Here is a 15,914-nt window from a genome sequence, read left to right as displayed (position 1 = left end):
ATTCTCTCTAAAATAATATTATAAAGTTACACTTTCCCTTATATAATAATTATATAACGAATTGGGGGTGTGAGTCAACTTAGTTCAATTCTTTGTAATTATATTGACATAATTTTTACATGATAATTTTGACTAAAAAGTATAATAATCCCATCATCATGCAATCTATATGAGAATTTTTTTGAAAAAAATTAGTTTGATTTCTTTGTTAGTTTTCTAAATTGAATTGAATACATAAAAAAGGCAAACAGCGTTGAGACAACCGCGATTATGACAGCAATATGAACTACAATGTTCGAATAAGAATTTGCAAACCCTACCGACCTTACAAGTATAGTCAATACTATTGCCAGAAAAAAAACCACGGTGGCAAACTTACCGTACCAGTCAGCCTGTACGACAAAATTAACCTTTTTATATATAAAAATACTGCCAATTACCATGAAAGACTCTTTTGCAACAACAATTATCAAAACCGGCAACGGTATAATGCCCTGTATGGTAAGAATAGTCAATGCAGTCAACTGCATCAGTTTATCGGCCAAAGGATCCGCAAGCTTTCCAAAGGATGTAATCATATTGAATTTTCTCGCAATCAGTCCGTCCATTACATCGGTAACTCCCGCTAAAAGAAATAACACTACTGCAACGGTATACCGCTCATTAAAAAGGTAATAAGCAAAAAAAGGCACAAAAACAAACCTTATAACAGTCAATATGTTTGGAATATTCACCCACCCACCACCTTAAAATAATTATATCTCTATAAAATGGCTTTATTCAATAATTCAAAGATATCCGGTGCATGTTTTTTTATATTTACAGGCTTTAAATTTCTGTCCGTCCATGCATGCACCGTCTCACCTGTCGTTATCAGCGAATTATCACAGCATTTAAAAATCTCGTAATAAAACGTTACCCTGGTATACGATATTTGCTTTACAGAGGTTTTTACAACAAGCTTGTCCTCATATCTTGCCGCACCTTTATATCTGCACTCAAGCTGAATAAGAGGAAGCATAAAACCTCTTTCTTCGATTTTTGAATACGGCATCCCCATATTTTTTATAAAATCCGTTCTCGCTGCCTCAAACCAGATAGGATAGTTTGAATGATGAGCTATTCCCATTTGGTCTGTTTCGGCATATCTTACAACAATTTCCGTCTCCGATACGTACAATGCTTATTCTCCTTGCCATATTATCGTTATTTTCAGATAATGAAACTTTCTATATCAAATTACAGTGACAATATTTTGCTTAGCTGAATCAAATCTTCGGAAATTGTTTTCTTTGCTTCCAAAGCTTCATCCAAATCCACGTCACCCACCTGATTGTCCTTAAATACAATAATCCTGTTGCGTTTATTCTCCTTCAAAACTTCAACAGCTTTCGCTCCCATCTGGCTTGCCATTACCCTGTCATATACAGTAGGACTTCCTCCCCTTTGAATATGTCCCAATATGGTAGCTCTGGCTTCAACGCCTGTCTTCTCCGTAATTTCCTTTGCTATCTCGATGGCTTTACCTTCCACTCCTTCAGCAACTATAACAAGATAGTGCTTTTTGCCTCTGTTTCTTCCTTCAATTATAGGCTTTATTATATCGGTATCCATATCATAAGGCTTCTCAGGAAGAACAACAGCCTCAGCACCTCCGGAAATACCCACATTTACGGCAATGTATCCTGCATGTCTTCCCATAACCTCCAGCACACTGCATCTCTCATGGGAATATGCGGTATCCCGTATTTTATCTATTGCATCCTGAACAGTGTTCATAGCTGTATCATATCCTATGGTATAATCGGTACAGGCAATGTCATTGTCAATTGTTCCCGGAATTCCTATGACATTGAGTCCTAGCCTGCTGATATCCCTGGCTCCTCTGTAGGACCCGTCTCCGCCTATTACCACAAGAGCATCGATACCGAATACTTTTGCCATGGACATGGCCTTTTTAAGCCCTTCCTCCGTCTTAAACTGGGGAGATCTTGCTGTCTGGAGTATGGTACCTCCCCTGTGAATTATATCTCCTACAGACCTTGCGGTCATCTCTTCAATTTCACCATTTATAAGGCCGTTAAAGCCTTTTCTTATCCCCATAACCTTGAAGCCATAATAAAGACCTGTCCTAACAACTGCTCTTATTGCTGCGTTCATACCTGGAGCGTCTCCGCCGCTTGTTAATACTCCGATCGTTTTTACATTACTCATAGCAATAACCTCCTTAATAGTATTAAACCCGTGTTTCAAGAGGCTAAACACGGGATAATAAAAAAACTATATTAACTTTAATTCAATATCCCTTCTCAATAATAACACTATGGGCCTCTTCCACTTCGGCTTCAGGGACTAACACTTCATAATAGTTGTCGTTATTTTCGTGATTTTTACTTATAGGTCGTAATTTAACCAAAATTCCTTCACTTGTCAACAATTCCTGCATAGTAGTGGCGATCTCCTTGCTTTGAGCCATATACACCACTGTCCACATATAAAACACGCCCCTTTTTACGTTATTCACCGGAATAAACTTCTCCATGCCTGCTAATTATCTTGGCTTTTCCCCTGATTTTTATAGCAGAAGTATTATCGGTAAACTGGGCAATAAGAACTTCACCCTTATCCAGTTTCTCGGTATGGTGGAACTTTGTATCTTTACCTCTGGTCAGGCCAATAATATTCACACCATTTTCTTCAGCCTTAATCACAACATAATCCCCATATATTTTTTCCATATCCCAATCCAAACAGAACCACCTCGACATAACTATATATTAAATTGTACTAAAAATCAATATGAAATTTAGCAAAGCTTACGATACTTTGACATTTTCCTCTCCTATCAGCAATTTCAACTCACTAACTACAGTATCGTTAAGGTTTACCCAGCAATCCCTTTCCAATACTCTAAGCTTTTTTTGATTTTCATTATAAAGGCATACAGGAGTATTTCCGCCAAAAAACTTCAACATACAAAGCATGGCTTCCATCAATTCACTGTCCATGTTTTCTTCCACCCTCAAATAAAGCTTTTCAGCTCTCTTTTTGGGCAGAATCTCCATATCGCCTTTTCTTAACGGTCTTACTTCCTCGCATATTATTTTTGGCTGTTCCTCTTCTTTTATACTTATACTTCCCTTTATTAAAACGATATTTTCCACCTCAATCAGACTTGAAAACCTTTCCAAAACAGCAGGAAAAACTATTATCTCCATTGTACCGTACAAATCCTCAAGTGTGACAAAAGCCATCAAATTATTGTTCTTCGTAGTTTTTGATTTCTTAGCAGTAATTATTCCCCCAACTGTCACAATCATACCGTCTTTTAAATTTTTCATTCCGTCCATACTTATTGCTTCATTGCTTTCCTCCGAATTTGCCGCCATATCCTTGCTGTAAAGCGTAACGATTTCGCCGATTTCTTTTTCAAATTCGCTCAAAGGATGCCCGGATATATATAGTCCCAACATCTCCTTTTCCATTGACAAAAGCATCTTTGGCGAATACTCCGCAATATCGGGATAAATATTGTCATCATCCGGATAAAGATTTTGATTTTCGCCATTTTTTAAAGCATCGGCATTTGATGCCATATCAAATATGGAAAGCTGACCTTCCATATTCTTTTTTCTTAAACTTGATATTCCGTCCATCATTTTTTCATACACCGCCAAAAGCTTCGAACGATATACTCCCAGTGAATCAAAGGCTCCGCTTTTTATAAGGCTCTCAATGCATCTCTTGTTTACATCTTTTCCGTCTATTCTCTCCAAAAAATCTCTAAAACTCCTATAGTTCCCACCTTTATTCCTTTCACCAATAATTGTCCTTACCGCATTCTCACCGACATTTTTAACCGCAGCAAGCCCAAACCTTATTTTTCCATTTACAACAGTGAATCTAACATCGCTTTCGTTTATATCTGGAGGAAGCACTTCAATCTCCAGCTTACGGCATTCGTGTACATACTGGGATATTTTATCGCTGCTTCCCATGAAGCTGTTTAACAGTGCCGCAATAAATTCCACAGGGTAATAACATTTGAGCCATGCAGTCTGATATGCTATAACTGCATAAGCGGCAGCGTGAGACTTGTTGAAGGCATAGCTTGCAAAGTCCATCATCTCATCAAATATTTTATTTGCGGTTGCCTCATCCACACCGTTTCTAATTGCTCCCTTTACTATAATATTTCCATTATCGTCATCTATTCCATAAATAAAATTTTTTCTTTCCTGTTCCATCACACTAATCTTTTTCTTGGCCATTGCGCGTCTCACAAGGTCGGATCTTCCCATTGAATATCCTGCAAGATCACGGACTATCTGCATTACCTGCTCCTGATAAACCATACAGCCATAAGTTACGTTCAGTATGTTTTCCAATAGAGGATGGTCATACTTTACAAGCTCCGGATTATTTTTGTTTCTAATGTATCTTGGAATCTGATCCATAGGTCCCGGTCGATACAAGGATATTCCGGCTATTATATCCTCTAAGGACGCAGGCTGAAGCTCCTTCATAAACTGGGTCATGCCCGCACTTTCCAGCTGGAACACTCCCGCAGTCCGGCCTTCTCCAATCAGCTTGAACACATTGGGGTCATCCATTCTAAGCTCATCAATTTTTATATCTTTATTGTGATTCTTATTTACAAGGGCTACCGCATCTCTTATTACCGTAAGAGTTCTAAGACCCAAAAAGTCCATTTTGAGAAGTCCAAGCTCCTCCAAAAGTCCCATGGTAAACTGGGTCGTTATGCTGTCCTCACTCTTTTGAAGGGGAACATATTCCGTTAACGGCTCCTTGGAAATAACCACTCCCGCTGCATGAGTCGAAGCGTGTCTCGGCATTCCTTCAAGAAGCTTTGCAGTATCAATCAGCTCCCTTATCCTTTCATCCTCGTTATACCTCTGATGAAGCTCGGGATTGAGCTCCATTGCCTTTTCTATATTCATACCAATCTGAAAAGGAATCATCTTTGCAATAACATCCACATCACCATAGGGTATGTCAAGAGCTCTTCCCACATCTCTTATAACAGCTCTTGCAGCCATGGTTCCAAAGGTAATTATCTGTGCAACACGGTCTTTGCCGTACTTTTGGACAACATAATCTATAACTTCTTGCCTTCTTTCGAAGCAAAAGTCTATGTCAATATCGGGCATGCTTACCCTCTCGGGATTTAAGAATCTTTCAAAAAGCAGGTTGTACTTTATGGGATCAATATTTGTAATTCCAAGGCAATAAGCTACCAAGCTTCCGGCTGCCGAGCCTCTTCCGGGCCCCACCATTATTCCTTTTTCCTTTGCATATCTTATAAAATCTCCAACAATAAGGAAGTAATCCACATAGCCCATTTGCTTTATTACCGAAAGCTCATATTCCAACCTCTTTATCTTTTCTTCATCCCTGTCTTCTTTGCGGTATATTCTTTCAAATCCCCGGTAGCAAAGAGACCTTAGGTACTCGTAAGGGTCTTGTTGGTCCGGCACGTCAAACTTTGGCAGGTGCAGCTTGTTAAATTCAAGCTCCACATTGCACATATCGGCAATTTTGACGGTATTGGAAATTGCTTCAGGTATGTTTTCAAAAAGACTTATCATTTCCTCGGGAGATTTCACATAAAAATCATCCGTGGAAAATCTCAATCTGTCTTCATCATTTATACTCTTTCCTGTCTGTATGCAAAGAAGGATTTCATGGGCACGAGCATCCTCTCTTCTGAGATAATGGGCGTCATTGGTGGCAACAAGGGGTATACCCGTTTCCCTGCCAAGCTTTATAAGCTGCTGGTTGACTATGTTCTGCTCCTCGATTCCGTTTATCTGAAGCTCAAGATAAAAATTATCCTGACCGAAGATGCTGTTAAACTTTAAAGCAAGCTCCTTCGCCTTTTCATAATCGTTGTTTAAAATGGCTTTGGGTATATCTCCCGAAAGGCAGGCACTCATGGCAATCAACCCTTCACTGTACCTTTCGAGAACTTCCATGTCAACCCTGGGTTTATAGTAAAAACCTTCGGTAAACCCTATGGATACAATTTTCATTAAATTCTTGTATCCAGTATTGTTTTTTGCCAAAAGCACCATATGACCGGGGTCCGAATCCCAGCCTCCCTGTTTGTCAAATCTTGACCTTTTGGCAGTATATATTTCACATCCCAATATGGGTTTTATTCCGTTATTTACGGCTTCTTTGTAAAAATCAACAACTCCATACATTACACCATGGTCAGTTATTGCTATACTATCCATTTCAAGCTCTTTTGTACGCTTTATAAGATGCTTTATCCTGTTTGCCCCATCCAAAAGGCTGTACTCTGTATGGACATGAAGGTGTACAAACTTTTGCAACCTTATCACCCTTCTTATCATTAGCTTTCGGCATAATATATAAAAAATATTTTCATGAATGCTCATGAAAACCTATACCTAAAACTTCGTATATTCTTCATATATATCGCTATATATACCATTTACCTTAACTATTATAACACACATTGAGACACGCTACACAAATTACTTCTATAAATAATAGACAACCAATTTTAATCAATTTTAGGAATCAATAAAAAAGCCCAAATACCTCTTTCATTTCATTCCAAGAGGCCAAATCAAAGAATGTGCATACACCACCATAAAGTGATGCATGCACATTTTTCCGTCATGTCAAAATACATCGTATATTTTACAATCAATCTTTTAAAAGCGGTTCTATCACTGAAAGCACATTATCCTGCAAATGCTTGAGTTTTTCCTTTGCAGCATCCATACTGCTTTCCGTAACGCCATAGTAAATTTTTATTTTAGGTTCGGTGCCGGAAGGCCTTATACAGAACCACGCTTTATCCCTAAGCTCATAATACAAAACATCCGACTCTACAAGCGTTAATTTCTCCCTTGCACCTGTTGCCACATCGTATCTCTCACTTGTCAGATAGTCTCTTACCGCAACGGCTTCATATTCTCCAAACTTTACAACCTTGTTTTCCCTAAGGCTTGTTAAAGCCGACTTTATTTTTTCCACGCCGTCTTTTCCCTTTAGGGTAAATGAAGTAATTCCTTCAAGGGTATATCCGTATTTCTCAAGTATCTCCAACAAACCTTCGTAAAGAGTCAAGCCCCTTGATTTGTAATAAGCCGCCATTTCGGCAATAAGCATGGATGCAACAACAGCATCCTTGTCCCTCGCAAAGGTTCCTGCAAGGTATCCGTAGCTTTCTTCAAAACCGAAAAGGTACTTCTTGTCTCCAAACTCATCCAGCTGTTTGATTTTCTCACCTATGAACTTAAAACCGGTCAAAACTTCAACAAGTTCAACATTGTAAGCCTCAGTAATAGCTCTGGCAAGCTCCGTTGTAACTATTGTCTTTACTACAAATCCATTTTCCGGCAGTTCTCCTCTTTGCTTCTTTTGAGACAATATGTATTCAAGCAGCAAGCAACCTGTCTGGTTACCCGTAAGGGGAACATACTCGCCTTCTTTGTTCCTTACAACAATACCCACCCTGTCACTGTCAGGGTCAGTACCTATAATAAGGTCCACATTCTCCTTTTGCGCCAGTTCAATGGCTAGCTTGAATGCTTCCTTCTCTTCAGGATTGGGTGACTTTACTGTGGAGAACTCGCAGTCCGGCAGCTCCTGTTCTTTGACCACGAGTACATTTTTAAATCCGATTTCGTCAAGTATTCTTCTTACAGGCTTGTTGCCCGAACCGTGCAACGGAGTGTATACGATTTTAAAAGTACTTCCTATTTCTTTAGCCAGCTCAGGGTTTACAGAAAGAGTTTTTAATTTTGATATATACTCATCATCAATCTCTTTGCCGATTATCTTAAGCAAGCCCTTCTCTATTGCTTCATCCTTTTCCATAATCTTAATCTTTGTTATATCCTCAATTTTGTTTATATAAGATATAACTTTGTTTGATGCCTCAACGGGAAGCTGTCCCCCGTCTTCGCCGTATACCTTGTATCCGTTGTACTCTTTGGGATTGTGGCTTGCCGTAACAACCACACCAGCAGCGGCATTCAAATGCCTTACGGTAAAAGACAGCTCAGGTGTGGGTCTTAATTCGTCAAAAAGAAAAGCTTTTATGCCGTTCCCTGCAAAAACTTTTGCCGCTTCCAAAGCAAATTCCGGAGATTTGAAACGGGAATCGTAAGCAATTGCTATACCCCTATCTTGCATTCCGAGACTGTTTATGTAATCCGCAAGTCCTTGGGAAGCCTTTCTGACAGTATAAATATTCATTCTATTGGTTCCTGCACCTATAATTCCTCTAAGTCCGCCGGTACCAAATTCCAAATCCTTATAGAACCTTTCCTCTATTTCCTTCGGATTGTCTTTAATACTCAAAAGCTCTTCCTTTGTCTCTGTATCAAAGTAATCATTTTCCAGCCAGAATTTATAAAGTGTGCTGCTTTGCATATATTTCTCTCCCTCTATAAAAATTAATTAAAATTTAATTCAAAATTAATTTTTCACATCAAATTTTCCTTTCCCTAGTATACCACATTTTATCTATATTACAATATAAAATATTACGTATCTTTTTTATATTTTAAATATATTAATGGTCTGTTCAAGTTTTGCAGACAGTGTACTCAAATCTTCCGAAAGACTGAGAAGATGCTTTATCAAATCCACCTGCTCATCCATGGCGGCAGAAATATTCTGTATCTCATTGATATTGTTCTTCGTACTGTCATTAAGCTTTTCCATGGACTTAATAATATTGCACCGTGCATCTTCTATATGCTGCACATAATCGGCAATACTTGTAATTGCACTGAATATGTTATCCATAAAGCCCACTATGTTGTCAAACTTGTCTATAGTTTCAACAACAGCATGGTCATGCCCGCTGATTACCTCGTTGGAAGACTTGACAGCTTCATTGGTCTTTTCAATGGTCTTGCCTATGTTTTTCAGTTTTGATTCAATATAATTTGCAGACACCCTTGACTGGTCGGCAAGCTTCTTGATGTCGGATGCAACAACGCTAAAGCTCTTTCCTGCCTCTCCCGCTCTTGCCGCCTCAATTGTCGCATTGAGAGCCAAGAGATTTGTCTGACTGGAAATACCCTTTATGGTCGAAGTTATTTTTGAAATTTCCGCCGACTCTCTTTTGAGACTTCCGATAAGCTCGGAGAATTCTTGTATAGTCTTTTTTACTTCATCAGCATTGCTCTTTAAGGTATTTACAGTATCCTTTCCGTTCTCGCCCAGCTTTTTTGCTCCGGCAACAATATTGTTTACATTTTTGAAATTGTCTATAATTACTTGAATCTGTTCCGAAAGCTCATTTACTATAACATCGTTGTTCATTATTTCCTGCGTTTGGGAATTGATTTCATCCTTCATTTCATCGAGCATCGCCGAAAACTCCTGGATGGATGAATAGTTCTGCTGGCAGGTTGCAGATACCGTTTGAGACGATTCAACGGCTATGTTGGATGCGTTTTTTATGCTTCCGATAAGCTTTTTCAAGTTTTCTGCCATATCCATAAAGTTTATTCCCAATCTTCCTATCTCATCTCTTCTGCCTGTATCACATTCTACTTCCAGATCCCCTTCTTTTATTTTATTCATTGATTTTATCAGTTTCCCAATACTCAACGAAATATCTCCGGTAACCAGCACCGAAAGAATTATCCCGATTATAACGCATAAAACACCAATAAGCACTATAAACCCGGCCACGGAGTTTACATCCCGGGTTATGTTTTCTAAAGGTGTTATAGATATCAAAGTCCATTCCAAAGGTGTACTCTTAATTTCTCTTATAGTGTAGAAAGTAACCAGCATCTTTTTACCGTTGATTGCAATATCACCTTCAACAATACCTCCAAAGGCTGTCGCTTGCTTGTTTTCCGACTGAATCTCATTTATTCTCTCCTTTACCTTTTCAAGAACACGAGGGTTTATGTAGCCGTCCCTTTCCCGAAGGCCTTTGAGTGTTTTTTCGTCAAGCTCCACCCCCGTATCGGCTTTATACAACAGCTCTTTTACTTCCGTATCTCTTAAGGAAAGCAGTTCCGTCTTCTTCAACAAATCTGCCTTGGTTTTACCCTCGCTGTTTACATAACTGAGATCCTCAATCAAAAGGCCGTTATCGTTCATATCTTGAGGATTAAATATCATGTTGTTTTTACCGCCCACTATGTAAAAACATCCGTTATAAGGGATTTGAACATCTTTCAGCATACGCTCCAAGGAATCTTCTCTGATGTTTATTTGCAGAACCCCGACACTTTTTAAACTCGTTGCCGTATAAACTGCCTTCATGAGGGCAATCGTCGTATTACCGCCCTTTCTCCTCAAAAAGTTAATGTCACTGATATATGTATCAATCCATAACGATTTTGCGCCGCTTTCTACAAACTCACGAGCAGTTATGGAATCATAATAATTAAATCTCATTTCTTCAAAGCTTCCCTCTCCTCCGACAACTCCATAGCCGTTGTTGGAAACTAAAGTCACGTTGGCAAGCGTATCAATTCTATAGCTGTAATATGCATTAAGATAGGGTTTAATAATACCGGCCCATCGGGCACGCATATGTTCATTTTCAGCATTGTTGATTTCATCTACGGCAGGAGCAATTATACTGTCCCTCGAAACAGACATGGCCAAATTGTCAATTTCCTCGAGAACAATTTTTATCTTGTTTCCCGTCTGCTCCATGACTCCTAAAGTACTCTTTTTAGTTTGTTCTATCATGATATTTGACAGAGTTAAAAGGGAATATCCCAAGACCACCGACAGAAGAATAATAGTTATAATAAAAGAAAGGTTTATTTTAATTCCTATTTTTATTTTATTCAATTTTAAGAATCCAACTATTTTTTCAAACCAATTTTTATTATAGGCTGTATAATCACTGAAAATTTCCTTGCCTTTTACATTATCCTTTGCAGTTTTCATTGATTTGCCCGTTGGTTTGAATCGGGCCAATTGCCCGGCCTTCGCAATTGCTTTAGCAATTAAAGCTTTTATTCCTTTAATACAACCAAACCCCATAGCTTCCTCCTCGAATTAAAATAACGCCAACACATATACATACTTTGGAAACATATCATATCTAATTACAATATTATTGTAATTTATCGTTCTAAACTCTTATAAGCTTTATAGTAAATTCCATTCATAAAGACATAAGTATAAAAAGTATAAAACGCAAATGTTCCTTCAGGCAAAACAGAAAACACGTATTTTGATATGTAACATGCTATTTTACCGGCTATTTTATTAAATTCAATGAGACTTTCAACTTTGGACAAAGTTTGAGGCAGGAATCTGAAAACTAATTTGCAATATTGTGTTTATAAGCATATATTGCAGCCTGTGTTCTGTCTGACACATTAAGCTTTTTAAAAATATTCGAAACGTGATTTTTAACTGTTTTCTCACTGATAAAAAGGCGTTTTGCAATCTCCTTGTTGATAAGCCCCTGAGCTATCAACTCCAAAACTTCAAGCTCTCTGGGTGTTAAATTGTTTTCCGGTTTTTTGTCTTTTTCATTTACCGTTACCCGGTTAAACTCCTTGACAAGCTCTTTTGTCATGTTTGACTGGATATAGGACTCTCCCTTGTTTACACTTCGTATAGCCTCAACCAACACCATAGAATCGGCATCTTTGAGTACATATCCTTCTGCTCCCATGTGGATGGTCTTAATCAAATACTCTTTATCTTCATGAATGGTAAGTACAATAATTTTTGTTGCAAGATTATCAGCCTTTATTTTCTCTATTGCCTGCAAACCGTTTATTTCAGGCATATTTATATCCATAAGAATAACGTCCGGCTGATATTCTTTTGCAACTTTTACAGCTTCCTCGCCGTTGGATGCCTGAGCCACCACAACGATATCGTTTTCCAGCTCTAAAATTTGCTTTAGCCCTTCTCTTACCATAACATGGTCATCTGCTATTGCAACTCTTATCTTATCCATTTGAGACCCCCTCTTCCGGTATTAAAGGTAGAGTTATATTAAGTCTGGTTCCTTTGCCGATAGTAGAATCAATTTCAAATTTACCGTCCAAAAGCTCAACTCTTTCTCTCATGCTTATAAGCCCGAAGCCACTGTTAATGTTTTTTCCGCTCGTCTTGAGCAAACCGGGCTCAAAGCCAACTCCATCGTCTGCTATATATAGTTTTAGCTCTTTTTCTAAAAATTCAAGATTTATAACTACTTTATTTGCATGAGCATGCTTTTTTATATTATTTACGGCTTCCTGGACAAGTCTGAAAACTGTTAAAGATATTGCAGGCCTCAATTGTTCAAATGCGCCTCTTGTTTTAAACGATACTTCCAATTCGGATTCTTCCTGACAGGTTTCCAAATATCTTTGAAGGGTCGGTATCAAACCTAAGTCATCCAATGACATCGGCCTTAAGTCGTATATTATTTTTCTTACATCCCGAAGGGTGTCTCTGACACAAGACCTTAAAGTCTTAAGTTCCTCTTTGGCCCTTTTGGGTTCACTGTCAACCAACCTTTCGCACATTTCCGCCTTTAAAACAATATTGGACATCAATTGGGCAGGACCGTCATGAATTTCCCTTGCAACCCTTTGGCGCTCTTCCTCCTGAGCCTTTATTATCTTTAGCCCCAAAAGTCTTTTCTGCTTCATATCTTCAATCTGAAGGCTCACATTCTCAAGGTCTCCGGTTAAGTAGCTTAAGGATACTCCAATCTGAGAAATAAGGTTGTCTGCTTTTTCAACAGTTTTATAAGCGTTTTTCAGGCGCAATTCCAATTCGTTTCTTCTTTTGATGTAATATTGCTCCCGTTCCCGCTTTATGGCAAGCTCAACCCGGATATTGTCAGCATTCTCATAAGCTTCTCTTATTTCATCCTCAGAATATTTATCGTAATTTTTGCTTACAAGCATTAGCTGTTTCTTGCTTTCATTAAGTGCAATTTCAAGAAGTCCCACACTTTGAATAATTTCAGCCGTCCTTTGCTTTAGCTCCACCAGCTCCTTCTCAAGCCTTTGGCACTCCTTCCTTGCACTTTCGGCAATATCAAACAACTCCGTTTTACTGTTGTTTATAGCTTCAACTGTCTTCTTTATTATCTTGTCCAGATTCGCTGTATCCACTTTTTTATAGTTAGCCACTTTGATACCCCACCATATTTCAAATAGTATTTAAATTTTGCATAGCGCCTTGAAATCCTTGGTTTTTTATATTGCTCATGATTTTTATAAAATCAATCAATACATATATCGTCTTATGTATACTTATATTAAAGCGGATTTGTTAAAATGCATATTATTCCCCTACTTATCTTAGATAAAATGTGTTATAATGTTCTAAAAAAAGAAGAAAGGACAAGCAAAAGATGAAGTCAAAGGTAGCCATTATTAAAACCACTCCAGCCACAGTTTTGGAGGATTATCATAGACTTATGAATCTTGCCGATTATCAGAACTATATCTCCAAAGATGTTGATACGGCACTTAAAATAAATATAAGCTGGCATTTTTTCTATCCTGGAAGCTCCACAACACCTTGGCAGCTTGAAGGTGTTATCCGTGCTTTAAAACGTGACGGGTTCAAATCCGAGCTTATCCACGGCTGCCACAACAGAACGGTGGTAATTGATGCGCATCTGGGTGAGAGGGAAAACAAGCAAATTAATGTCATAGAATCTCATAACCTTCGAAACATTCACCTCTATGAAGGAGAAGAATGGATTGATATAAGAGAGGCAGTGGGAGACCTTACAAAGAAGTTTCTATGCCTCAATGAGGTTTATCCCAAAGGTTTTTCCATTCCTAAAAGGTTTATTGGAGAAAACATCATACATCTTCCTACCGTAAAAACCCATGTATTCACCACCACTACCGGAGCTATGAAAAACGCTTTCGGAGGGCTTTTGAATGAAAAGAGGCATTGGACTCATCCGGTGATTCATGAAACTTTGGTGGATTTGCTTATGATTCAAAAAAAGATCCATAATGGAGTTTTTGCCGTTATGGACGGAACTTTCGCAGGGGACGGACCGGGTCCTCGCTGTATGGTTCCCCATGTAAAAAATGTGCTTTTGGCTTCGGCAGATCAAGTAGCCATCGACGCCGTAGCGGCAAAACTGATGGGTTTCGACCCTCTAAAGGATTGCAAATATATCCGCTTGGCCCACGATTTAGGTCTGGGATGCGGTGATGTCAGAGAGATTGAAATCGTCGGAGACCTTGATGCATTGGATGAAAAGTGGAATTTTGTAGGTCCCTTTGAAAAAATGACTTTTGCCAGCAGATGTCAGCATTTGATTTATTGGGGTCCATTGAAAAAGCCTATGGAATGGACTCTAAAAACAATTTTGGCACCATGGTCCTATATAGCAAGTGTCACCTACCATGATATGTACTGGTATCCTAAAAACTATTACAGAGTTGAGGAAATCCTAAATTCGGACTGGGGACGGCTGTTTGCCAATTGGGAGCAGTTGGAGCTTCCTCCGGATGACCTGTCCATCCCCGGCTGGAATGATGTTGGGGACAAACCGTTAAAGCTTGACAAAGAAACAAGTAAAATGATACGAAAGGCTTTCAGGGTTCTTGGAACTGCAATTAAGGAAGCGCCGGAGTTTCATACCAAGAAGGCAAAAAAAGCTCGTCAAAAATAAAGTCTTAAAAAAAATACCATACAGGCATAATATTATGCCTGTATGGTATTTATATATAGCCCAGTACTTTTTCTGCATATCTGTTTAAGAAGGATCAATTTATGCAGATAAGTCAGGTCTTTACTGACTCTATTAAGTCCCGGTATACTTTTTCAGCACTTCTATACAATCTATGCCCACCGTTCCTTGCTGATAACCCGGTGAATTTTTTATTATAATACTGTTTAAGCTGCTTTCCAAATCGGCTATCAAAAATACACTTTTCGGTGTATCCCAACCTGACTGGGGACATTCTACTTGGTAAGTTGTACCGTTTATAACAACATCCAGCTTTCTGTATGTTCCCGATAAATAAGTTATTTTTATCAAATATGTACCGGATACATTTCTTGCGGTATAATATCCCAGGGTATTTGCACCTGTGACTTCAACATACTTTCCGCCCGAGCAGTTGTCCTTATTTACTACTGCTAAGTTCTGGTAATAAGCAGTTTCAGCTTCATGGAGTGATACATCGCCGCCGTTCTTGTTTAATTGATACTCAATAACAGTTAGCTGTTGTTCGGTAAATAAGGAAAGTGTAGATCCTATTGGTCTGTTTTCATACTCGTCCAATTTATTGAGGAACAGACGAAACTTCTCATAATAGTTGCTTGGAATATAATTACTTCCATCAGCAAAATATTGGAATGCTTGTGTAAATGAATCCCAAGATATATCTGCCCGAACGCCTAATAATCCTATTATATAATCTCCCGAATATTCGTTATTTTCAAATTTGTCCCAATCTCTATATTCAAAGAATTTCCCCAGATCGGGTGTGCCTTCTTTTCCATAGTATTCATTGCCCATGTATACAACACATCCCACTCTTGCCAAAGCAGCATAGCCTTTAAAGCTTCCCCAGAATTCAGGATCAAAGTTCCATCTGTCGATGTCAAATTGATGGCCTATTTCATGAGGAAGTGCCCATGAAAGCGCCCTCTCATTTTTAAAGTGTTCAAAATCACCTTTAACAGCATCGTAATTCCACCATATAAAACCCCTTGTGGATGACTCTCCGACCCACGGTACATTAATCCTTTGCAAAATCTTTATTTTTTCATTTTCAAAATGGGTTTGAAAATTAAGACCTGTAAGGGATTCATTCTCCTCTATCAACTGATTATAAGTGCTAATGAACTCATCAAGAGCATTTGATGATATACCGCTGTCTTTAAATTGCAAGTTTAATTGCCTTACAAAATCTTACAGAACCCTGTTTTAA

General features: G+C 38.5%; 12 protein-coding genes. 1 reads left to right on the top strand and 11 read right to left on the bottom strand.

Going from position 1 to position 15,914, the window contains the following annotated elements:
- Positions 1-191: 191 nt before the first annotated feature.
- The 10 genes from pgsA to PLH43_RS09670 form a co-directional block, all read right to left on the bottom strand.
- On the bottom strand, positions 192-734 hold the full coding sequence (pgsA, locus tag PLH43_RS09715; protein WP_324362544.1) for a CDP-diacylglycerol--glycerol-3-phosphate 3-phosphatidyltransferase: 543 nt from the start codon (positions 732-734) through the stop codon (positions 192-194).
- Between the two features lie 29 nt (positions 735-763).
- Positions 764-1,180 carry a thioesterase family protein gene (locus tag PLH43_RS09710; protein ID WP_324362542.1) on the bottom strand — a complete coding sequence of 139 codons (417 nt, stop codon included), beginning with the start codon at positions 1,178-1,180 and terminating at the stop codon, positions 764-766.
- 59 nt (positions 1,181-1,239) lie between these two features.
- A complete protein-coding gene (gene pfkA, locus PLH43_RS09705; protein WP_324362540.1) occupies positions 1,240-2,214 on the bottom strand; it encodes a 6-phosphofructokinase in 975 nt (324 codons plus the stop codon).
- Positions 2,215-2,296: 82 nt separating this feature from the next.
- Positions 2,297-2,494: a hypothetical protein gene (locus tag PLH43_RS09700; protein ID WP_038290182.1), complete on the bottom strand. Its 198-nt coding sequence runs from the start codon at positions 2,492-2,494 to the stop codon at positions 2,297-2,299.
- Between the two features lie 22 nt (positions 2,495-2,516).
- Entirely contained in the window at positions 2,517-2,750 is a 234-nt protein-coding gene (gene mtrB, locus PLH43_RS09695; RefSeq protein ID WP_324362538.1) for a trp RNA-binding attenuation protein MtrB, read from the bottom strand.
- A gap of 66 nt (positions 2,751-2,816) precedes the next feature.
- Entirely contained in the window at positions 2,817-6,380 is a 3,564-nt protein-coding gene (locus PLH43_RS09690; RefSeq protein ID WP_324362536.1) for a DNA polymerase III subunit alpha, read from the bottom strand.
- 319 nt (positions 6,381-6,699) lie between these two features.
- Positions 6,700-8,436, bottom strand: a complete 1,737-nt coding sequence (locus PLH43_RS09685) for a phospho-sugar mutase (RefSeq protein ID WP_324362534.1) — start codon at positions 8,434-8,436, stop codon at positions 6,700-6,702.
- Positions 8,437-8,562: 126 nt separating this feature from the next.
- Positions 8,563-11,031 carry a methyl-accepting chemotaxis protein gene (locus tag PLH43_RS09680; protein ID WP_324362532.1) on the bottom strand — a complete coding sequence of 823 codons (2,469 nt, stop codon included), beginning with the start codon at positions 11,029-11,031 and terminating at the stop codon, positions 8,563-8,565.
- Between the two features lie 283 nt (positions 11,032-11,314).
- On the bottom strand, positions 11,315-11,965 hold the full coding sequence (locus tag PLH43_RS09675) for a response regulator transcription factor (RefSeq protein ID WP_324362530.1): 651 nt from the start codon (positions 11,963-11,965) through the stop codon (positions 11,315-11,317).
- Positions 11,958-13,136: a histidine kinase gene (locus PLH43_RS09670; protein WP_324362528.1), complete on the bottom strand. Its 1,179-nt coding sequence runs from the start codon at positions 13,134-13,136 to the stop codon at positions 11,958-11,960. Before PLH43_RS09670 ends, PLH43_RS09675 begins: the two co-directional genes overlap by 8 nt.
- 224 nt (positions 13,137-13,360) lie before the next feature.
- On the opposite strand from PLH43_RS09670, the gene PLH43_RS09665 reads away from it, so the two are divergent.
- Entirely contained in the window at positions 13,361-14,647 is a 1,287-nt protein-coding gene (locus tag PLH43_RS09665) for a DUF362 domain-containing protein (protein ID WP_324362526.1), read from the top strand.
- Between the two features lie 132 nt (positions 14,648-14,779).
- On the opposite strand, the gene PLH43_RS09660 is transcribed toward PLH43_RS09665, so the two are convergent.
- Positions 14,780-15,874, bottom strand: coding sequence for a hypothetical protein (locus tag PLH43_RS09660; protein ID WP_324362524.1), 1,095 nt, complete (start codon positions 15,872-15,874; stop codon positions 14,780-14,782).
- Positions 15,875-15,914 lie beyond the last annotated feature (40 nt).

It is taken from the genome of Acetivibrio sp. (genome assembly GCF_035371925.1).
In the GTDB taxonomy this organism is placed as follows: domain Bacteria; phylum Bacillota; class Clostridia; order Acetivibrionales; family Acetivibrionaceae; genus Hungateiclostridium.
The sequence above is the reverse complement of the archived record's forward strand: the minus strand, read 5'-3'. Positions and strand labels throughout refer to the sequence as shown.

Coding starts and splice junctions, on each gene's coding strand:
- pfkA (WP_324362540.1), bottom strand. CDS start 2,214: ATGAGTAATGTAAAAACGATCGGAGTATTAACAAGCGGCGGAGACGCT.
- PLH43_RS09700 (WP_038290182.1), bottom strand. CDS start 2,494: ATGTGGACAGTGGTGTATATGGCTCAAAGCAAGGAGATCGCCACTACT.
- PLH43_RS09690 (WP_324362536.1), bottom strand. CDS start 6,380: ATGATAAGAAGGGTGATAAGGTTGCAAAAGTTTGTACACCTTCATGTC.
- PLH43_RS09685 (WP_324362534.1), bottom strand. CDS start 8,436: ATGCAAAGCAGCACACTTTATAAATTCTGGCTGGAAAATGATTACTTT.
- PLH43_RS09680 (WP_324362532.1), bottom strand. CDS start 11,031: ATGGGGTTTGGTTGTATTAAAGGAATAAAAGCTTTAATTGCTAAAGCA.
- PLH43_RS09675 (WP_324362530.1), bottom strand. CDS start 11,965: ATGGATAAGATAAGAGTTGCAATAGCAGATGACCATGTTATGGTAAGA.
- PLH43_RS09665 (WP_324362526.1), top strand. CDS start 13,361: ATGAAGTCAAAGGTAGCCATTATTAAAACCACTCCAGCCACAGTTTTG.